Consider the following 19,851-nt stretch of genomic DNA (forward strand, 5'->3'; position numbering starts at 1 on the left):
AAAAAATCTGCCGTGCCAAAAAACCGGGCTTCCCTCTCGCCTTCTTCACCGCCCGCGACGCGCAGCGACAGCCGCCGGATTCAGACGCGCCGCTCTGGCGTGCATGGCAAGGGCGTGTTTGCATTGCAAGATCTGGCGGAAGGCGAAACGCTGATTGAATACGTGGGCGAAGTCATCAGCTGGCCCGAGGCACTGCGTCGCCACCCGCACGACCCGGCGCAACCCAACCACACGTTTTACTTTCACATCAACGAAACCCACGTGATTGATGCCAACGTGGGCGGCAACTCGTCGCGCTGGATCAACCACAGCTGCCAGCCCAACTGCGAAGCCGACGAAATCGGCGAACGCGTGTTCATCAAAGCGCTGCGCAACATCGCGGCGGGCGACGAGCTGTTTTATGACTACGGCCTGGTGATTGACGCCAAATACACGAAAAAGCTGCTGGCCGATTACCCTTGCTGGTGCGGCGCGCCCGACTGCCGGGGCACACTGCTGGCACCCAAGGAAAAAAAGAAACCGGCCAAAAGGGCAGTCGCCAAGAAAGGCTGAGCCTGCCTGGCACGCCTTCATTGCCTTGGCCATTTCATTCATTCCATCAAAACGCCTTTAAACACTTTTCGCCGAAGCCCCTCGTGAACGCTCCTCTGACATCCCCCATCCGCTGGCCTGCCGAGGCCCTCTGGGAAGCCGTGGCGCCCACCCTGCCCGGCTTTACGGTGGAAGTGCTGCCCGAGATCGATTCGACCAACAGCGAGCTGATGCGCCGCTTCAAAGGCCGCCCCAGCCAGCCGCCCCAGCCCGAACCCACGCTGCTGGTGGCCGAACAGCAAAGCGCCGGACGTGGCCGACTGGGCCGCAGTTGGCAAAGCCGGCGCGGCGACAGCTTGATGTTTTCGCTCAGCCTGCCGCTGCAGCCGGCTGACTGGTCCGGCCTGTCGCTGGCCGTGGGCATCAGCGTGGCCGAAAGCCTGGAGCCGCCCACCGCCGGCCAAACTCGCCCTGCCGCCCCGCCCCGGATCGGTTTGAAATGGCCGAACGATTTGTGGCTGTCGACCCCTCAAGGCGAGCGCAAGCTGGCCGGCATTCTGGTGGAAACCGCCCTGGGCGACGGCGTGCGTCAGGTCGTCATCGGCGTGGGCATCAATATCCGGCCCGTGCCCCTGCCACCGGCTGACCCTGCGCTGGCGGCGGCAGTCGCCCCCGGCGGCCTGCAGGAACTCGACCCCGACCTGGACGCAGCGCATGCCTTGCTGCGCATCGTGCCGGCGCTGGTGCAGACGGTGCAGGCGTTCGAGCAGTTCGGTTTTGCGCCTTTTCAGGCCCGTTTTGCACTGCGCGACGTGCTCTGCGGCCGTGGCGTGCGCTTGTCGGACGGCACGCAGGGCACGGCGCACGGCGTGACCGAAAGCGGCGCGCTGCTGGTGCATACGGCAGATGGCATGCGCGAAGTCACGAGTTCTGAAGTCAGCGTTCGGCCGGTGCAAGCCGATGGCGCGAAAGGCGCGCACCCGTGCTGAAAATACTGGTGCTCGTCCTGCTGCTGGCCAATGGGGCGTATTTTGCGTTGGGACACGGCTGGCTGGGGGCCTATGGTTTCGTGCGGGAACGGGTGGCTGAGCCCGAACGGCTGGCGCAGCAGATCCGGCCCGAAGCCATGCAGCTGGCCACGGACAGCCCACAGGCCCCGCCTTCACAGCCCGCTCCGGCGGGCAAAACGCCAAGGGTAGCGACCGCTGGAACGCCCCTCACACCGCCAGCGCCGCTGCCGCCCGGCGCGACGCAGTGCCTGCAGGTGGGGATGTTTACCGAGCACCAGGCGCGTGCCTTGCGGCTGCGGCTGCACAACGGCCTGCCGGCGAACAGCTGGTCGTTCGAGAGCAGCGGCGATTCGGCGCGCTGGATTATCTACATGGGCAAGTACATCAGCAAAGACGCCATGAACCGCAAGCGCGTCAAACTGGAGCAGCTGGGCCTCACCTTCGAGCCGCCCATCAGCCCGCTGCTGAATCCCGGTTTGTCGCTGGGGAGCTTTGCATCCAAAGCCGATGCTGAAAACGTCCTGGCGCAAATGGAGCAACGCGGTCTGCGCAGCGCCAAAGTGATTCTGGAACGGCCCGAATTGCCCAGCCTGTGGCTCAGGCTGCCTGCGGCCGATGCGTCAATACGCGCCAAACTTGACGCGCTCAAGCCTTACCTGTTGGACAAGGCGGTCCAGGCCTGCAGCTGAGGGCTTTAGAGCGCAACCCGTTGGATTGGCAACCACAGCGTGCAAGAAATCCAGTATTTTTGCTACTGAATTAATAGCTTCTTGTGATTACGCAGCTTGCGCAAGCGGCCTGTTTGATGCTAAACCTGTCGTTTGCCGGTCAGGGCGACTCTGCGCTAGTGTGCGTGCACCGCTGCTGTAGCCCGGAGGCCCTGCAACAGCTCAGGGGTGACGTCTGAGGCGCTGAGCAATTCTCCGCCATGCACACGCACAAACCGCTGCGCCGCAGTGACTTCGGCAAATGCCGGCAGGTTCCCGGTGCGCATCGGGCCCCGGGCCGAAGAGCCGTTTACATAAGTGGCGCTGCGGGCAGGCACCCAATGGCCATTGTCGGCATCGCTTACATAGCTGGCGACGATATCGTCCGCGTGATGGCCTTGGTTGTAGCGCGCCACATTGTGCAAGTACACGAACAAACTCGGGGGCGAGTCAAAAAACTGGGCATCGCCATTGCCGAAAATAACCTGCGCAGCCCAGTCCCGCGAACGCGCCGGGTACATGCCGCAGACCGGACAGCGCGCATCGGCAGGCACTACGCGTGGCGCGGCGAGCGACAGCCCCGACGCAGGATCGTAAGGCGTGGGAGATGCCACCACACAGACATCAGCTGCCATGCCGGGTTGATGTGCCTGCCAGCGCGTTGTGCAGGACAGGCACGTTCCACGCGGCCAGCAGGGCGCCCAGGAGTATGGCGGTCAGCACCAGTGCCCCAAGCGCCTTCACGGGCCTGTGTCGGGACAACAGCCTCATGGCGTGCTTACATCCGCGTGTCGTGCGAAGCCCCACCGCTCAGGTCGACCATGTCGGGCTTGATATCGGCAAAGCGCATTACTTTGCCGCCGTATTCGACAGCAAATTTGTTGGCGTCGGTTTGCTGGGCAAAGCTGGCAATCGTCGGCCCCATGGAGCCGTGGCGCTTGCTGCCCAGTACATAGACGGCGGTCTTGGCGTCAATCCAGTGACCGCTGGGGTGTTCCCACTCGGTCTGGCCCATGTCCTGCACATAAATGGCGCTGGCGTGGCGCACCTGCTCGCCGGCCAGCAACGTACTGAACAGCTCCACCGTGTCGCAAAAAAAGCTCGGCTGCGCCTGCCCGGCGTAATGCACCTGCGCCTTGGGACCGGGGTAATCGGCCAGCAGCATGCCGTCAAGCTCGCAACTGGTCGAGCGGTCGATCTCGACCGGCGCCAGGGCTGTGGCCTGGGGCGCTTTGTCGCAGGCTGACAATCCCAGGCCCAAAATGGCGCTGAGCGCGAATGTCTGCGCCAATGAGCGCACAGACCAGTCTGAAAATTTTCCACGGGTCATTTGAATCTCCAACGCGCCACCAGAAGCGGCAAAACAATCCATGCCAGCATGACGCTGCCCAGCAGCGCCTGGCTGCCCATCGAGACCGGGACGATGGTCGAAAGGCCATACAGCGTACGCACGTCGTCGAGCGAAAACACATTCAGGATACGAAACACATCCGCCGGATTGAGCAGCAGCAGCCAGGCAAAAACGTCGCCGCCAAAGCGCCCGCCTGTGGCGACCAGCACGCCCAGCAGCAGCAGGTCAAACACCAGCACAAAGAAGAACCACAGCGCAATCGCCATGCCGGAAGCCCGCGTGCGCTCGCGCGCCAGCACCGACAGCAGCACAGCCAGGCTCAGGAACGCCAGGCCCAGCAGTACCGAGCTGACCATGAAGCCAAAGTAGTGGTACAGCCCGGCCCAGCTCAGCTGCTGGTACAGCAGCACGGCGACCAGGCCGAAGCCTGCCAGTGTTGAGAGTGTGAGCGCTGCCGCAAGCCCGAGGTATTTGCCCAGCAGCAGCTCCAGCCGTGTAATGGGCAGCGACAGCAGCAGGTCGAGCGAGCCGCGCTCGCGCTCGCCCACGATGGCGTCAAAACCCAGCAGCAAGGCGATCAGCGGGATCAGGTAGATCACCAGGCTGACCAGGCTGGCAATGGTCACCTCAATGGAGCGAAAGCCAACGGCGCCCTGCTGCGCGCCGCCAAAATAGGCGATCACCAGCGAGAACACCGTGAACACCAGCGCCACCGCCAGCACCCAGCGGTTGCGGATGCGGTCGCGGAACTCCTTGGCGGCCAGGGTAAAAATTTGCGTCAGTTCCATGGCGGTCTCAGTCGGAAAAGCCGAAGAACAGGTCTTCAAGCGAGGGTTCGCGCAACGCCAGGTCGCGCACCTGGTTGCCAAAGGGGGCCAGCGCGGCCAACACCGTCATCTTGTGCTCGCGCGGACAGGCCAGACGCAGGCCGCCCGGCAGGGGTTCGGCGGTGCTGCCCGTCGCCGCGTGCAGCGCCTGCGCCACCGCATTCACACACGCAGCATCGAGTGCCAACTCAAACACCAGCGGTATCTGCGCCTGATCGCGCAGCGCCTGTACGCTGCCCAGCGCCTGGATGCGGCCATTGGCCATGATGGCAAGCCGGTCTACGCGCTCCTGCAACTCGGCCAGGATGTGCGAAGTGATCACGACGGTGACGCCGCTGGTCTGCAGCGTGCGCAGCGTGGCGTAGAAGTCGCGGATGGCTTGCGGATCGAGGCCGTTGGTGGGTTCGTCGAGGAACAGCACCTGCGGCGTGCCCAGCAGCGCCTGCGCAAACCCGAGGCGCTGGCGCATGCCCTTGGAATACTCGCGCACCGCACGCTTGCCGGCGTGCGCCAGGCCCACGCGTTCGAGCAGCCCGGGGCACTGCGCCAGCGGCGCGTGCTTGAGGCGGGCAAAGAAGTTCAGGGTTTCCAGCCCGCTCAGGTTGTCGTAGAGCACGACGTTTTCCGGCAGGTAACCGATGTGCCGGCGTGCGGCCCGAAAGCCCCGACCGCGCACCGGCGCGCCACCCAGCACGATGTCGCCCGCAGTGGCGGCCTCCAGCCCGAGCATCATCTTGAACAGCGTGCTCTTGCCCGCGCCGTTGTGGCCGATGAGGCCAAAAATCTCGCCACGCGCGATGTCAAGGTCGACGCCATCCACCGCGTGCACCGCGCCGTAATATTTGGTCACGCCGCGCAGCGAAACCGCCGCTTGTGCGTCAACCGGGGAAGTACTTGCCACGCCAGGGACTCCAGTTGGGATGTTCAGGATGCATGCGCGGGTTCGCGTCGACCACTGAGGGAACGCGCAGTACGGGAAACTGTTGGCCAACCAGGCGCAGCGCTTGCACTGCCGGGCTGGCCAGCAGCAACTTCATGCTCGGGTAGCGCCAGCTCAGGCGGTCGACCATGTCGTTGGCCGTGTAAGGCACGTCGCCAATGCCGTTGCCGTCGCGGTCCCAGCCGACGTAGTTGCTCCAGTGGTTGCCCACCTTGCCGCCCCAGGCTTCGTCCTTGGTGCCCACGTAGCGAATCTGCTGGCGGTTGGCAATGAAATCGTTCTGCTCGACGATGTTGTTCTTCACGCCCGCCGAGAGGTGCGCGCCGACGAAGTTGTCGACCACCAGGTTGCGCCGCAGGGTGACGTATTCGACGTCGTAGATGAAAAAGCCGCGCCGGTTGCCGGCGACCACGTTGTCTTCGACCACCGAATCCTGCACCGAGCGCAGCATGATGCCGTGGTCGGCGTTGCCCCAGGCGCGGTTGCCGCGCACGGTCTGCTCGCGCACTTCCATCAGCGCCAGACCGCCCCGGTTGTAGTAGGTATCGTTGTTTTCCCACAGGTTGTAGTAGGACGTCATGTAGTGCGTGCCGTAGCGGCTGTGGTGCAGGTTGTTGCCCCGGAACACCGCATGGTGGGTCACGTCGACATACAGCGCGTCGCGCACGAAGCTGATGTTGTTGTTGATAATCTGTGCGCGCTGCGTGTTGTAGAGCTGGATGCCGTTGCCGCGCCGCGCCGAGTCGTAGTCACGCTTGCCGGTAATGGTATTGCCCTCAATGCGCACGTCGTTCACTTTTTCGACCCACAGTCCGAACAGGTTGTAGGTCAGGTCGCAGCGCTGCACCACGGCACGGTCGGAGCCGGGAAAGAGATAGATGCCGGCGTTCTGGTCTTGCAGGCTGCTGCCCGAGTCGCGAACGATCAGGCCTTCGATCGTGACATCGGTTGCGGTGACGCGGATGGTGTCGCCCTGGTTGCCGCCACTGATGGTCGGGCGGTCGATGCCGCGCAGCGTCAGCGGCTTGTCGATCCGGAGATTGGCGCGGTAGTGGCCGCGCTGCACCTCGATCACATCGCCTGGCGCAGCAGCAGCAATGGCGGCCTGCAGGTCTTGCCCTGGCCGCACCGCCACCGTGGCGGCATGCAGCATGGGCAGACCCGCCAGGGCCAGCAGCGCGGCACAGGTCAGACGCAGCAAGGCAGACTTCATAACACCAGCCAGCCGAGCGACTTGAACACCAGGAACAGCGCCGCGCCAATCATCAGGTTCTTGAAGCCCACATAGCTCACCATGTCCATCACGCCGGCCACACGGTAGTGGTCACGCCACCACACGCCGTCCTTGACGTAGCGCTTGCCCGACAGGCGAATCAACACCTCGTACACGCTCCAGCCAAACCACCAGCCGATGATGGCGCCAGAAGACAAGCTGCCCATGGCGGTCATCACCCAGGCCACGCTGGCCGCGATGGCCAGCGAGATGCCGGCAATCTGCAAGGCGCGCTGCGAGCGCCAGCCATCGGCGCTCCAGGGCCACAGATGGTCGCGCACTTCAAGCCACAGCCACTGCAGGCCGTGCGCGCCGTTTTTGTGCGCAGGCAACACAGGCGGCGTGGGCATGCGCGGGTCGGGGCCATTCACGGCCTTGGCGCTGATTTGATCCGTGAAGCTGGTGGCGGGGTAAATCGGGATGAAATAGCCGTTCTTGCCGATCGGCGTCATTTCCAGACCATCCTTTTCTCGCCGCTTGCGTTCCTTGGCCAGCGGCGGGCAGCCCTTGGTGTCGGTGTACAAAATCATGCAGTCCAGGCAATGCAGGCATTCGCGGTGGTCGATGCGGCCATCGGCGTCAATCGCCTGTGCGCCGCAGCCCACGGCGCAGGCCTTGCAGCTGTTGCAGTCCTGCTTGCGCTTGAGGCCGAACCAGCGGAAAGTGCTCGGCATGGCCAGCGACGCACCCAGGGGGCAAATATATTTGCAGTAAGGCCGTTCGATGAAGATCGACAGGCCCAGGATGGCGGCCACAAACAGACCGTAAGGCCAGGGGCGGTTAAAGATGCCGACCAGAAAGGTGGTCTTGAAGGGTTCGACCTCGGATAGCTTCTCGGCCAGGCCCATCGAGAACATCGACACCGCGATGAGGCCAAAAAAGACGATGTACTTGAGCCATTTCAACCGGTCGTGCCAGCGCTGCGGCACCTGCCCCTGAAAGCGCTTGAAGCCCACCTTGCGCGCCACCTTGAAGATGGCTTCTGACAGCGAGCCGAACGGGCACATCCAGCCGCAGAACAGCCCGCGCCCGAACAAAAACACGGTGATGATGATGAAGACCCAGAACAGGAAGATGAACGGATCCGACAGAAACAGCGCCCAGGTCCACTGAAACAGCAGCGCATGAAACCAGGTCAACACCTGCGTGATGGACGGCTGCGCCATGGCGCCAAAACCCACAAACACGATGGACAGCGTCCAGGCCGTGTACTTGAAGGCGTTGACCGGCCACTTGTTCTTGTGCGTAGACCGGCGTGTGAGCGTTTCACGAAAGGCATAGACCACCGCGACAGTGACCAGCAAAATGACAAACAGCACGATTTCGACCGCGCGCGATTTCCAGATGCGCACCCAGGGCGCGTCGGGCTCGATCACCTTGGGGCGGCCGCCTTCGAGCATGGAGGCGGGCAGCCAATAGGGCGTATCAAAGCTGGTGAAACTTTTGGCACCAGTGGTGCGGTCAATGCCGTTGCCCAGCAGGCTCAGCTTCCACGGGTAGGCGTCCGAAAACGCCTTGGAGCGGATGATGAAGATGGCCGATTCGTTGAAGCGGGGCGCACCCGCAGCTTGCACCCCATACAGGTTCAAGTAATCCAGATCGCGAAAGGTGAACGAATCAGCGCCCTGCTTGACCTGCACCCGGTCGTACAGTCCGCCGCGCACAAAGCCCGATCCCTTGAACGATTCGCGCCCGCGTGTGCGGATCACAAAAATGGCGTGCTCGCCGTCCTTGAGTTGCTGCTTGAGACTAGCCCAGCCGGTGGCGCCGAGCACACTTTTGCCAATGTCGGGCTGGCTGAGGTTACCAAACCACAACTCGATGAAAGGGTCTGCGCTGCGCTCCTGGCCGAGCTGCTCGGGCATTACCAACAGGTGCTGCACAGCGCCGCGCCCCACCAGCTCGTCCCAGGTGAGCGCATTGCCCGTCACCTTGTAGCGCGCGGGCTCGCGCACCGTGGGCGCCAGAATGCCGACCTGGCGGGCCACGCTGGTGCCCGAAGTCATCATGACCTGGTTTTGTGCGATGACGGTGACGGTGGCGCCAGAGATGGCGTCCAGTCCGATGATGCCTTCGTCGGGCCGCGACTGGCCGATCTCGATCTTGTCAGTGACCGACTTGCCGAGGTATTGATCGTTGAATTTGAGCAGTGCGGATTCGGGAATGCCCAGCAACAAGATGGGTTCGGAATGCTTGAGCACCTTGACGCCGACAAAATGCCCCGTCTTGTCCATGCCGATCAGCGTGACCACGGGCTTGCCCGAGTAGGCAGGTGTGTCGGTGATGTCGGTCGAGAGCATCACGTAGCCCAGCAACTGGCGGCCTTCACCGGCCTTGTCGTAGGCTTCAACGTAGGGCGGCTGGCCCTTGCGTTCTGAAAAATGGGTGGCGCCCGGAAACACGTCCTTGCATGGCAGCAAGGCACACATGTCTTTGGCCGTCGCCAGGTTGGCCGGAAGTTCGGCTTCGTAGGTGCCTGACCCCGCAGCTTGGACGCTTGGGGAAATGGCTGTCAGCGCAACAATGAGCGCAATCCACAGGGTCGCCAGAAAGCGGGATGGAGTCAAAAGCATCGGGTATCCAGACGACAAAAAGGGGCAGCGAATCACGGTGGCTGCGCTGCCCCGGACGGGGCTTTTCAGGCCTCGACCAACATGCGCGAGCGCATTTCAAGGTGCAGCGCGTGGCAGAAATTGGTGCAGTAAGCCCAGTACACGCCCGGCTTGTCGGCAATGAAAGTGACCGACTTGGTCTCCTGCGGATTGACGATGAAGTTGATGTCGTATTTCGGAATCGCCAGACCGTGCGTCAGGTCTTCCACCTTGTCCAGGTTGGTCAGGATGATGGTCACCTCGTCGCCGCGCTTGACAGTCCATTCGCGCAGGCCGAACGTGGGTGCCTGGGAAGTGAGGTACACCGTGACCTTCTTGCCCTTGCGCTCCACACGGCAGTCCTTGGCGTCCTTGACGGCGTTCGGGAACTCGTTGATGTCGTACACCTGGCGCGTGCGGATCATGTTGCGCGGGATGATGATGGAGTCGTGCGGCTCGGAATACACCGCATGGTCGGCCACCAGCTTCATCTTGTCGCCGCTGATGTCGATCAGCTGCGCCGTCTCGGGGTGCAGCTGATCGACAGGCAGGAAGCGGTCTTTGGAGAACTTGTTGTCCGACAGGAAGTACTTGCCGTCAGCGTCCTTGGTTTCACCCATGGAGGTAAAACCGTGACCGGGCTGGTACTGCACATCAAGGCGGTCCACGACGACCTTCGCCGTCTTGTCGCCCTTGAAGGACTTGATGGCGGCTTCCACGTTCCACTTGACGATCTGGCTGTCCAGAAACAGCGTGGTGTAGGCGTTGCCGCGTCCGTCAAAGCCGGTATGCAGCGGGCCCAGACCGATTTCGGGCTCTGCCACCACGGCATCGCGGGCTTCCTTGAGTTCGCCATCGAACCACTTGAGCACCAGCGCGTGCTCGATCAGCGTGGCCGTGGGCGAGAGCTTGCCGGAGCAGGCGTAGTATTTGCCGTCCGGGCTGGCGTTGACGCCGTGCGGGTTTTTGGATACCGGCACGTAGCAGACCAGCGCGGTCTTGGGGTCTGGGTTGCCTTCTTTGGTGCCATCGACCACCGGCACTTTGGAGTCGCCGTAGGTCTTGGATTTTCCGGCCTTGACGGCTTCTTCGATGCGGGCGATGTTGAAGAAGAGGCAGCCATCGCGCTCGGCGGACATCATGTCCTCGTAGTGCACGCCCTTTTCGGTGTTGTACTGATTCGTGCAGGCCAGCTTGCCGTCATAAGAACTCGCAACCAGATCGCAGTTGCCGTCGATCAGCACCTGCCAGCGCACGTCCATGGTTTCGGCGTCCACGCAGCTGAAGATGGAGCGGTAGTTCTTGGTGTCATCCATGTTCTTGCCATCGTTGACCAAGGGGATGGCGAATTCACTACCGCAGAACACACGCGTCGTGTGGTTGATGGCCGGGTCCACCGGGTCGCGCTTGTCAGGGAAAGTGCCGTGGAAACCCTGCACCAGCGGAATCTCGGTGATTTTGTCGGTTTCCATCGTATCCATGCGGATGCGCGCCAGGCGACCATGAATTTTGTCGTTCACGAACATGTACTTGCCGTCGTAGGTGCCATCCTTGTACGACGGGTGTATGTGGTGCGTGTCACCGGTGTGGTACTTGAGGCTGCCATCAGGCTTGGTACCCAGAATCTTTTTCGATTCGTTGGTGATGCCCCAGCCGACCAGGCAGTCCATGTTGAAAACCGGAATGCGCTTGAACAGCCGACCTGACGGCAAGCCATAGATCCGGCACTCGCCCGAGTGGCCGCCTGAAGAAAAAGAGTAGTACTCGTCGAGCTGACCAGGCGGCACCTCGTATTTGCTCAAGTCCGACGCGGCGTGCGCTGCGGCAGGCGCCGAGGCCGCCGCTGTGGGTGCGGCGCTGGTGGCGGGCTTGTCGTTGCAGGCGGCAACGCCCACCGTCAGTCCGGCCAGCGCAGCGGTGTTGATGAACCTGCGGCGACCAATCATGCCGGGTTGGTTGGACGAAATGTCTGGCTTTTGGCTCATGATGAAGTTCCTGAATAAATACATACCAGCTGCCCTGCGGCCGGCGTTTGTGCAATCACAGCGCCTATGTTCGATTCAAGACGTTTGAAAGATATTGATATAGATCAAAGATACATTTGAAATGTGATTTTTAACGCAGCAACGGCCTTCAAAGCATGGTGTATCTCTTCCTTGTTGTCTAAAATTTAGTCACTTTCCAACGGAGACTTTCATGCACAAACCACTCAACGTCCTGGCCATCGCGGCGCTGGCCCTTTTCCTGACCGCCTGCGGCGATAAGAACCCAGCGACTCCGGCGGCATCTGCGCCCCCAGCTGTGGTGGCAGCCGCCCCTGCACCAGCAGAACCCGTGCCCGTCGCCGAGAACGAAGTCGGCAAGAGCACGTTCAACAACACCTGCGCCCTGTGCCATGCCTCCGGCGCGGCAGGCGCGCCCAAGCCGGGCGACAAGGCGGACTGGGGCCCCCGCATTGCCCAGGGCAAGGACACGCTTTACAAGCATGCGCTTGAAGGCTACACCGGCGCCAAGGGCGTCATGCCGGCGCGCGGCGGCAGCACCACGCTGTCTGATGACCAGGTCAAGGCGGCAGTGGACTACATGGTCGGCCGGTCGAGTTAAGGAGCTCTTGCCATGACGCTCAAGCCACGCCTGAACCTGGGGCGCAGACGCCTGCTTGCCAGCTTGCCTCTGCTGGCCACCGCGCTGTTCCTCAAGCCGGCACTGGCCGACCCGCGCGTGCGCCAAGCCTCGCGTACCCTGATGGGTACGCGCGTGGACATGACCGTGCAGGGCGAGCGCGCTGACGTGTCAGACCAGGCTATGGCAGCGGCGTTCGTCGAAATGGCACGACTGAGCGACATGATGAGCCGCTACCGCATCGACAGCCAGGTCAGTGCACTCCACCTGGCCTCAGGGCTGCAACCCGTCGTGGTGGCACCCGAGACAATGCAGGCCCTGAAAATGGCCAGGCACATGTCCGAGCGCAGCCAGGGTGCTTTTGACATCACGGTCGGAGCCTTCAACGGCTGGAACTTCGATCCGGCCCAGGCTGTGATTCCGGACGCTGCCGAAATCGCACGCGAATTGCCGCTGGTGAACTACCGCGACCTGGTTCTCGACGAAAAATCCGGCACCGCCTATTTGCGCCGACGCGGCATGCGCGTCGATCTGGGCGGCATTGCCAAACTCCCCATATTGCAGGCCGGCATGGCGGTGCTCAAACGCCACGGCATTCACAACGCCATGCTCAATGGCGGCGGCGATGTGCTGGTCAACGGGCAGCTGCAAGGGCATGACTGGCGCGTCGGCCTGCGCGATCCGCGTGCGCCCGAGCGGATTCTGGGTGTCGTGGCGTTGAGCGAAGGCTTTGTGGCCGCTTCGGGCGACTATGAGCGCAGTTTTCTGCGAAATGGCCAGCGCTACCACCACATCCTGAATCCCAAGACCGGCCAACCGACACGCGGCCCGCATGGCGTGACCCTGGTGTCGCGCAAACTTGAGGACATCAACGGACTGGGCGCAGCCATCATGGTGGCAGGCGCTTCTGCAGGTCGCCGCCTGCTTGAGCCTCTGCAAGGCGTGGACACCCTCATCGTCGAGGCTGACGAGCGCCTGTGGCTGTCGCCAGGCATGTCCAGGCGACTGCAGGTCTGACTAATGCCACTGGTTTTTGCTACTTTTTTTATAGCTGTTAGCGCCCGCTCTTCATGCGCCAGAGACACTTTTAAGGCTTATTTTCAGGGCTGAGCGCCTTAAAGCGCCTTCCAGAACCGCAACGGCACGCAAGTCTGCAGCCGTGTCACCGCCTGATCCATCAGCGCCGGATGCAATTCATGCCCCAAGCCGCTGGCCACATCCAGCGTCGCGTCTGCGCCCAATTCCATCAAATGCGCATAATCCTGGCGAATCCGTTCCGCTGGCATGACCGTATCAAGCTGCCCATGCAGCAAATGCAGCGTAATCAACTCTGGCGCAGCAGCCGGCAACACCGCATAGCCGCCGCCAAACGCCAGCACCCGGCCCACCAACCCGTCATGCGCGTTGCTCAACGCCAGCGCCAGCGTGGCCCCGGCACCAAAACCGACCAGCGCCGTGTCCGACTGCAAAGCGCCGAAGCGCTGCTGCTGTTCCCACAAAAAAGTAACCAGCTTTTCCACCCTTTTGGCCAGCGCGGCGGTGTCGCCGGCTTCGCTGGCCGGGCCGACCAAGCCTTCGGGAATCACCACGGCGGCTTGTGCAAACGCGTCGCCCAGCACCGTGCCCAGCGCCAGCATGTCCAGCGCCGCGCCACCCGCGTCGTGCAGCAGCACGAATAAAGGCTTGGGCTGGGCGGCGTCTGAGAGCAGTTCGAGGGTTTCAATCATGGGCGTATCGGAAGAAGTCATGGCAGTAAAAAAGTAAGGGGAAAAGGCCGGAGGCTGGCCATGATCGTACTGACAGCGGGCGCATCTTGCCGGCTGGACGCGCGATGGTTTGCACCGTCACGCGGGTTTGGCAACCGGCGTTGCTAAGATCGTCCTCCCGAAACGGGCAGCTTGATTGCCTGCATTCCTGAAAGCCCACTCCATGAAAATTGAAAAAAACACCGCCGTCACCCTGCGCTTCAAACTTGCTGATGCCCAGGGCAAGCTGATTGAAGAAAACAAAGACCCGATGGTTTACCTGCACGGTGGCTACGGCAACACGCTGGCCAAGATCGAGGAAGCGCTAGAAGGTCAGGAGCCGGGCTACCAGACCACGCTGGCGCTGGCCGCCGAAGACGCCTTTGGCCTGCGCGATGAAGAACTGATGCGCACCATTCCGCGCAGCCAGTTTCCGCCCGGCGTGAAGGTCGGCGGACAGCTCGAAGGGCAAGGCAGCGATGGCCGCAAGCAAGTGTTCAACGTCGTCAAGATCAAGGGCGACACGGTGATCCTGGACGCCAACCATCCGCTGGCGGGCAAGGCGCTGCGCTTTACGCTGAAAGTCACCGACGTGCGCCTGGCGTCCGAAGAAGAAATCGCACACCAGCATGTGCATGGCGAGCACGGCCATCACCATTGAGACATTGACAGCCACTTGACGCGGCAACGGCGGGAACGTCCAGGCCGCTAATCGCTACGTTTTTTATAGCTGCTTGCGCCCGTCCATAGTGCGCAAGCGCTGGTTTTCTTCATAAAACGCTGAAAATCGGTGCTTTTGACCCGGCCAGCGCCCGTCAACTCAAGCCCGTCACCGGCAAAGCCGCGCCATGCACTGCTTTGGCCGCGTCTGACGCCAGAAACACCACCACATTCGCCAGGTCGGCCGGCGCTACCCAGCGCGACGGGTCGGCTTCCGGCATGGCGGCGCGGTTTTCTGGCGTGTCGATGACGGTTGGCAGCACGCAGTTGACGTTGATATTTTTTTCGCGCAGTTCGGCCGCCATGGCTTCGGTCAGGCGGATGACGCTGCTTTTGGCGGCGCAGTAAGCGCCCATTTTTGCCGCGCCGCGCTGCGCGCCGAAAGCGCCGACATTGACGATTTTTCCGCCGCCATGCGCCAGCAGGTGCGGCACCACGGTTTTGGCCATGTTCAGCAGCGTGCGGGCGTTGATGTCCATCAAAAAGTCCCAGGTGCTGTCGGCGGTTTCATGCACCGCGTCGCCCATGCGAAAGCCGCCGGCCAAATTGCACAGCACGTCGATGCGGCCAAAGCGCTGCACCGCCGCCTTCAGCGCTGCCGCCACTTGCGGGCCGTCCAGCAGATCGGCCGCCACGTACAGCCGCTGGTCGCCCGCTTCGCCAAACGCCGCCTGCAGCGAATCGACCGAGCGCCCGAGCAGCACCAGGCGTGCGCCCTGCGCGGCAAAGGCAGCCGCCACCGCCTGGCCCAGGTTGCCGGCGGCGCCGGTCACGAGCACGGTTTTGTTTTCAAAGTTCATGCGGAAACTCCTTGGCGTTTTTCGTGGTGATAGCGGCCCGTGCCGTGACTGATGACCGTGTCACCGGCCAGCAGCGTACCGGGCGCGATATCGGGCTGGCCCTGCACGCGTGCGTACAGCGGATGGAAGTCAATCTGCGCCAGATTCAGCAACGCGTCCAGGCTGTCAATCACGAAATAGCTTTCCTGAAAATCGTCAATCCGGTAGTTCGTGCGCATGACGCGCGCCAAGTCAAAGCGCAGGCGGTTGGGCGACGCATCGTCCAGTGCAAACACGCTTTCGGAAGCCGACGACGCAATGCCCGCGCCGTAGATGCGCAGGCCGTCTTTTTGCTGCACCAGGCCGAACTCGACGGTGTACCAGTACACCCGCGCCAGCTTGTCCAGCACGCCCAGTTGTTGCGCCCGCAGCCCGCCCACGCCATAGGCCTGGATGTAGTCGGCAATCGCCGGGTTCATCAGCATCGGGACATGGCCGAACACGTCGTGGAACACATCGGGCTCTTCGATGTAGTCCAGCTCGTGGGGCTTGCGGATGAAGTGGCCAGCCGGAAAGCGCCGGTTCGCCAGATGCTCGAAAAACACCTCGTCGGGCACCAGGCCGGGCACGGCCACCACCTGCCAGCCGGTGCGCTGCATCAGGATGTCGGACAGGCGGCGAAAGTCGGGAATCTCGTCCGGCCCCATCGGTAGGTCGCGCATGCCCTGCACAAATTCGTCGCAGGCGCGCCCCGGCAGCAACCGCGTCTGGCGCTCGAACAGCGTGCGCCAGGTGGCGTGTTCTTCAGGGCTGTAGGCGTCCCAGCCCTGGTCAATAGTCCAGTCGGCGCGGGCGGGCGCGCTGGTCGGGCCGGCGGCCAGACCGTGCTTGGCGGTAACGGTTGAAGAAGGCTGCATGGTGAGTTCCTCAAAGGCCGGTTAGAAAATGCAAGAACCGTATCAACCGCTTTCGGTTCAGGCCGCCACGGTCAGCGCGCCGCGCTCGATCTGGTCACGCTCCAGCGACTCGAACAGGGCTTTGAAATTGCCTTCGCCAAAGCCTTCATCGCCCTTGCGCTGGATGAACTCGAAGAACACCGGCCCGAGCTGCGGCTGCGAAAAAATCTGCAGCAGCAGGCGCGGCGTGCCGTTTTCCGTGGAGCCATCGAGCAGCAAGCCGCGCGTTTGCAGCTCAGCGACCGGCTGGCCGTGGCCGGGCAAGCGGCCTTCGATCATCTCGTAATAGCTGTCGCTGGGCGCGGTCATCAGCGGCACGCCGGCCAGCGCGAGTTGGTCTACCGTGGCCAGCAGGTCGTCGCAAATCAGCGCAATGTGCTGGATGCCTTCGCCGTTGAACTTGAGCAAAAATTCCTCGATCTGGCCGCCGCCCTGCTTTGATTCTTCGTTCAGCGGAATGCGTATCTTGCCGTCGGGCGCGGTCATGGCGCGCGAAGTCAGGCCGGTGTATTCGCCCTGAATGTCGAAGTAGCGAATCTCGCGGAAATTGAACAGCTTTTCATAAAAACCACCCCAAAACGCCATGCGGCCCCGGTACACGTTGTGCGTCAGGTGGTCGATGAGCTTCAAACCGTGGCCCACCGGGTGGCGGTCCACGCCGTCGAGAAACACGAAATCAATGTCGTAAATGGACTTGCCTTCTTCAAAGCGGTCAATCAGGTACAGTGGCGCGCCGCCGATGCCCTTGATGGCGGGCAGGTTCAGCTCCATCGGGCCGGTCTTGATTTCAATCGGCTGCGCGCCGAGTTCGAGCGCACGCTGGTAGGCCAGGTGCGAATCCTTCACCCGAAACGCCATGCCGCAGGCGCTGGGGCCATGCTCGGCGGCAAAGTAGCCGGCGACGCTTTTGGGTTCGCGGTTGACGATGAAATTGATGGCGCCCTGGCGGTACAGCAGCACGTCTTTGGATCGGTGGCGGGCGACCAGCGTAAAGCCCATGCGCTCGAACACCGGCTCCAGCAGGCCGGGCACGGGCGAAGCGAACTCGACGAATTCAAAGCCCATCAGGCCCATCGGGTTGTCAAACAGGTCGGTCATGACTGGCTCCTTGTAGATTTGGCAAATGCGTGCGCGCTGGCGGCAACGTGCGCTGAACGGATGAATCATCCCGCAGTCAGCGCGCAGGATTCATGCAACATCTGGCGCTATAGTGCGATTTTTTGCAATATAACTGCGAATTTGACGCCATGCATCCTCTGGACAAGATTGACCGGCAACTCCTGCGCACGCTCCAGGCCGATGGCCGGGCCACTTACGACCAGTTGGCCGAGCAGGTCAGCCTGTCGCCCAGCACCGTGCTGCGCCGGGTCAAGCGGCTCGAAGAGTCGGGCGTGATTGACCGTTATGTGGCGCTGGTAAAGCCCGAAAGCGTGGGGCTGGGGCTGACGGCCTATATCAACGTGCGGTTAGAGAAAAACACCGAAAGCCACAAGCGCAACCCGATGGATCTGTTCCGCGCCAGCGTGCAAAGCTGGCCCGAGGTGGTCGAATGCGCCGCGCTGACCGGCGAGATGGACTATTTGCTGCGCCTGCTGGTGCGCGACATGGCCCACTACAGCACCTTCATCATGGACACGCTGCTCAAGCACCCGAGCGTGCAGGACTGCAAGACCAGCTTCGTGCTGGACCGGGTCAAATCCACCACCGCCGTGCCGCTGTAGCCAGCGCTTGCTTTACCCCGCAATACGCCCCATGCGTCGGGGTGAATGCAGGCATTGCAACAGAAATTATTCGCGGTTTATAATAGATACATAAAAAATACATCTTTTATTCATCCACCCGCCAGATCCTTTCTTTCTGGTGTTATTGACCGGAGTATTTTCATGACCACGACCGCCCTTCCCCTGACACTTGACGCCCGCACGATGGCACCGCAAGACTGGATGCTGCAGGTGTTTTCCACCTTCAGCCAGCTGAACGACGGCGACATCATGGAACTGGTCGATAGCCACGACCTGAAGGCCCTGCACGCTAGATTCATGTGCGATCTGCCGGGCAAGTTTTCCTGGGATTTCTTTGAAAAAGGCCCGACGCTCTGGCGCGCCGCCATCACGCGCGTGGTGTCGGCCCACGAAAGCGGCGGCTGCTGCGGGGGATGCGGCGGCGCTTGAAAAGTTGACGGCCTTGCAGCGCGCATCGCACCCAGGCCACGCCAATTTTCTTGCCCCTACACTCGGCCCCAGCGCCTGCGCCAGCTCCTTTTCAACACGCTGAAGCGACGGGCTGATCCGAAAAAGTCGCGCTCAACATGACGCGCTGCTGCGCATGGCGCGCCACGCCCGCCAGAAAGAAGCCCTGATGTCCCCCGTAATTTCCCTCAAAAATCCGTCCGCCGCACCGGCTGCGCCGCCGCCCGATTTTGCCCTCTGGCAACTCGGGTTCAGGCCGTTTTACCTGCTCGCCAGCATGTTCGCGGCGCTGTCCATTGGCTTGTGGGCGCTGCAGTTTTCGGGCTGGCTGGGCACGCCTTACCTGGCGGGGCCGATGTGGCATGCGCATGAAATGCTGTTCGGCTTCGCGCTGGCCGTCATCGTGGGCTTTTTGTTCACGGCGGGGCGCAGCTGGTCGGGCCAGCCCACGCCGACCGGCGTGCCGCTGATGGCGCTGGCTGCGCTCTGGGTGGCCGGGCGGGTGCTGGTGCTGACGCCGTTTGGCTGGGCGGCGGCCATCGTCAATGTGGCTTTTCCGCTGGCGGCGGCCATCGGGCTGGCGATTCCCTTCATTGCGGCGCGCAACAAACGCAACTATTTTTTTGTTGCGCTGCTGCTGATGATGGCGCTGGCCGTGCTGGGTGTGCATCTGGCGCAATTGGGCGTGACGCAGTTGCCCGGCTGGCTTGGCATCCAGGTCGCGCTGGACGTCGTGTTGTTCATCATGGCGGTGATGGCCGGGCGCGTGGTGCCGATGTTCACCAATGCCATTGCCGGTGCCAACGCCAGCAAGCGCCCGTGGCTGGAAAAAGCCGCGCTGGGCTCGACCCTGGCGGTGCTGCTGGCTGACGTGCTGCAACTGCATGGCGCAGCGCTGGTGGCGCTGGTCGGCTTGTGCGCCGCCGCGCATCTGGCGCGCTGGGTGCTTTGGCAGCCGTGGAAAACCCTGCGCACGCCGCTGGTCTGGGTGCTGCATGTGGCGTATGTCTGGATTCCGGTGCATTTGCTGCTGCGCGGGCTGGCCGAGATGGGGCTGGTTTCGTCCTCGGCAGCGGTTCATGCGCTGACGGTGGGTGCCATCGGCGGGCTGATCATCGGCATGATCACGCGCACGGCCCTAGGCCACACGGGCCGAAAGCTCAAGGCCAGCCGCACAGATACGGTTTGTTATTTGCTGGTGCTGGCTTCTGCCTTGATCCGCGTGTTTGTGCCGCTGTTCATGCCGTCGCAACTGATTCATGCGGTGCTCTGGTCAGCCGCCCTGTGGTCTGCCGCCTTTGCGCTGTATGCAGTCGCTTACTGGCCGGTGCTGACGCGCATCCGGGCGGATGGCAAGCCGGGCTGAGCGCCCAAGGCTTGGCTGAAGCGGGCTTGCGTGCATGGCAGACAGTGGCGAACTCTGCACGCAAATCATCTGGTTTTTGTCTTGGTTGCCTCTTGAAACAATGGGCAACCACTCCTTTTTTAATAGCTGCATGCGCCCGTGCAGCATGCGCCAGCGGCTGTTTTAGCTGAAATCAGGCACTGGATGATGGTTTGAAGCCATGCGCGCAGCCCCAGCACCAACCCTTTGGCGCTGGCGGCCAAAC

20 protein-coding genes are annotated in these 19,851 nt (G+C 62.4%); 9 read left to right on the forward strand and 11 right to left on the reverse strand.

Annotated features, from left to right (window positions below; translation table 11 throughout):
* Positions 1 to 12: 12 nt before the first annotated feature.
* The 3 genes from RCH06_RS04330 to RCH06_RS04340 all read left to right on the forward strand — a co-directional run bounded on the left by RCH06_RS04330 (position 13) and on the right by RCH06_RS04340 (position 2,230).
* Positions 13 to 552, forward strand: a complete 540-nt coding sequence (locus tag RCH06_RS04330) for an SET domain-containing protein (protein WP_442799592.1) — start codon at positions 13 to 15, stop codon at positions 550 to 552.
* Between the two features lie 83 nt (positions 553 to 635).
* Complete coding sequence (locus tag RCH06_RS04335; RefSeq protein WP_327080207.1) at positions 636 to 1,520, forward strand: biotin--[acetyl-CoA-carboxylase] ligase; 885 nt, start codon at positions 636 to 638, stop codon at positions 1,518 to 1,520.
* Positions 1,514 to 2,230, forward strand: coding sequence for an SPOR domain-containing protein (locus RCH06_RS04340; protein ID WP_327080208.1), 717 nt, complete (start codon positions 1,514 to 1,516; stop codon positions 2,228 to 2,230). Before RCH06_RS04335 ends, RCH06_RS04340 begins: the two co-directional genes overlap by 7 nt.
* 155 nt (positions 2,231 to 2,385) lie before the next feature.
* Here RCH06_RS04340 and RCH06_RS04345 read toward each other — a convergent pair whose 3' ends face one another.
* The 7 genes from RCH06_RS04345 to nosZ form a co-directional block, all read right to left on the reverse strand.
* Positions 2,386 to 2,883 (reverse strand): nitrous oxide reductase accessory protein NosL, encoded by a 498-nt coding sequence (locus RCH06_RS04345; protein WP_327080209.1) that lies wholly within the window; start codon positions 2,881 to 2,883, stop codon positions 2,386 to 2,388.
* A 143-nt stretch (positions 2,884 to 3,026) separates the two neighbouring features.
* Positions 3,027 to 3,578 (reverse strand): nitrous oxide reductase accessory protein NosL, encoded by a 552-nt coding sequence (locus RCH06_RS04350; protein WP_327080210.1) that lies wholly within the window; start codon positions 3,576 to 3,578, stop codon positions 3,027 to 3,029.
* Positions 3,575 to 4,387 (reverse strand): ABC transporter permease, encoded by an 813-nt coding sequence (locus tag RCH06_RS04355; protein WP_327080211.1) that lies wholly within the window; start codon positions 4,385 to 4,387, stop codon positions 3,575 to 3,577. The genes RCH06_RS04350 and RCH06_RS04355 overlap by 4 nt, the downstream gene beginning before the upstream one ends.
* 7 nt (positions 4,388 to 4,394) lie before the next feature.
* Positions 4,395 to 5,327, reverse strand: coding sequence for an ABC transporter ATP-binding protein (locus RCH06_RS04360; protein WP_327080212.1), 933 nt, complete (start codon positions 5,325 to 5,327; stop codon positions 4,395 to 4,397).
* Positions 5,305 to 6,579 carry a nitrous oxide reductase family maturation protein NosD gene (locus RCH06_RS04365; RefSeq protein WP_442799593.1) on the reverse strand — a complete coding sequence of 425 codons (1,275 nt, stop codon included), beginning with the start codon at positions 6,577 to 6,579 and terminating at the stop codon, positions 5,305 to 5,307. The genes RCH06_RS04360 and RCH06_RS04365 overlap by 23 nt, the downstream gene beginning before the upstream one ends.
* The gene (locus RCH06_RS04370; protein ID WP_327080213.1) at positions 6,576 to 9,212 is read right to left on the reverse strand and encodes a 4Fe-4S binding protein; all 2,637 of its coding nucleotides are present in this window, start codon (positions 9,210 to 9,212) and stop codon (positions 6,576 to 6,578) included. The genes RCH06_RS04365 and RCH06_RS04370 overlap by 4 nt, the downstream gene beginning before the upstream one ends.
* A 65-nt stretch (positions 9,213 to 9,277) precedes the next feature.
* Positions 9,278 to 11,215 carry a TAT-dependent nitrous-oxide reductase gene (nosZ, locus tag RCH06_RS04375; protein ID WP_327080214.1) on the reverse strand — a complete coding sequence of 646 codons (1,938 nt, stop codon included), beginning with the start codon at positions 11,213 to 11,215 and terminating at the stop codon, positions 9,278 to 9,280.
* A gap of 211 nt (positions 11,216 to 11,426) precedes the next feature.
* Between nosZ and RCH06_RS04380 the strand changes: the two genes are divergently transcribed.
* Positions 11,427 to 11,834, forward strand: coding sequence for a c-type cytochrome (locus RCH06_RS04380; protein ID WP_327080215.1), 408 nt, complete (start codon positions 11,427 to 11,429; stop codon positions 11,832 to 11,834).
* A 12-nt stretch (positions 11,835 to 11,846) separates the two neighbouring features.
* On the forward strand, positions 11,847 to 12,869 hold the full coding sequence (locus RCH06_RS04385; protein ID WP_327080216.1) for an FAD:protein FMN transferase: 1,023 nt from the start codon (positions 11,847 to 11,849) through the stop codon (positions 12,867 to 12,869).
* Positions 12,870 to 12,967: 98 nt separating this feature from the next.
* Here RCH06_RS04385 and ypfH read toward each other — a convergent pair whose 3' ends face one another.
* Positions 12,968 to 13,600: an esterase gene (gene ypfH / locus RCH06_RS04390; protein ID WP_327080217.1), complete on the reverse strand. Its 633-nt coding sequence runs from the start codon at positions 13,598 to 13,600 to the stop codon at positions 12,968 to 12,970.
* 181 nt (positions 13,601 to 13,781) lie between these two features.
* Between ypfH and RCH06_RS04395 the strand changes: the two genes are divergently transcribed.
* Positions 13,782 to 14,258 carry an FKBP-type peptidyl-prolyl cis-trans isomerase gene (locus tag RCH06_RS04395; protein ID WP_327080218.1) on the forward strand — a complete coding sequence of 159 codons (477 nt, stop codon included), beginning with the start codon at positions 13,782 to 13,784 and terminating at the stop codon, positions 14,256 to 14,258.
* 154 nt (positions 14,259 to 14,412) lie between these two features.
* Here the strand turns inward: RCH06_RS04395 and RCH06_RS04400 are convergent, their stop codons facing one another.
* The 3 genes from RCH06_RS04400 to hppD are packed head-to-tail and all read right to left on the reverse strand — an operon-like array spanning position 14,413 to position 17,150.
* Positions 14,413 to 15,117 (reverse strand): SDR family NAD(P)-dependent oxidoreductase, encoded by a 705-nt coding sequence (locus tag RCH06_RS04400; protein WP_327080219.1) that lies wholly within the window; start codon positions 15,115 to 15,117, stop codon positions 14,413 to 14,415.
* Positions 15,114 to 16,013: a phenylalanine 4-monooxygenase gene (gene phhA, locus RCH06_RS04405; protein WP_327080220.1), complete on the reverse strand. Its 900-nt coding sequence runs from the start codon at positions 16,011 to 16,013 to the stop codon at positions 15,114 to 15,116. Before phhA ends, RCH06_RS04400 begins: the two co-directional genes overlap by 4 nt.
* 57 nt (positions 16,014 to 16,070) lie before the next feature.
* A complete protein-coding gene (gene hppD, locus RCH06_RS04410) occupies positions 16,071 to 17,150 on the reverse strand; it encodes a 4-hydroxyphenylpyruvate dioxygenase (RefSeq protein WP_327080221.1) in 1,080 nt (359 codons plus the stop codon).
* Between the two features lie 149 nt (positions 17,151 to 17,299).
* Here hppD and RCH06_RS04415 point away from each other — a divergent pair, with 149 nt between their 5' ends.
* The 3 genes from RCH06_RS04415 (at position 17,300) to RCH06_RS04425 (ending at position 19,607) form a co-directional block, all read left to right on the forward strand.
* The gene (locus RCH06_RS04415) at positions 17,300 to 17,773 is read left to right on the forward strand and encodes an Lrp/AsnC family transcriptional regulator (RefSeq protein ID WP_327080222.1); all 474 of its coding nucleotides are present in this window, start codon (positions 17,300 to 17,302) and stop codon (positions 17,771 to 17,773) included.
* A 162-nt stretch (positions 17,774 to 17,935) separates the two neighbouring features.
* Positions 17,936 to 18,223, forward strand: coding sequence for a DUF2249 domain-containing protein (locus tag RCH06_RS04420; protein ID WP_327080223.1), 288 nt, complete (start codon positions 17,936 to 17,938; stop codon positions 18,221 to 18,223).
* 187 nt (positions 18,224 to 18,410) lie between these two features.
* A complete protein-coding gene (locus RCH06_RS04425) occupies positions 18,411 to 19,607 on the forward strand; it encodes an NnrS family protein (RefSeq protein ID WP_327080224.1) in 1,197 nt (398 codons plus the stop codon).
* The last annotated feature ends 244 nt before the right edge of the window (positions 19,608 to 19,851 follow it).

It is taken from the genome of Polaromonas sp. CG_9.5, assembly GCF_035984465.1.
Classification (GTDB): domain Bacteria; phylum Pseudomonadota; class Gammaproteobacteria; order Burkholderiales; family Burkholderiaceae_C; genus Polaromonas.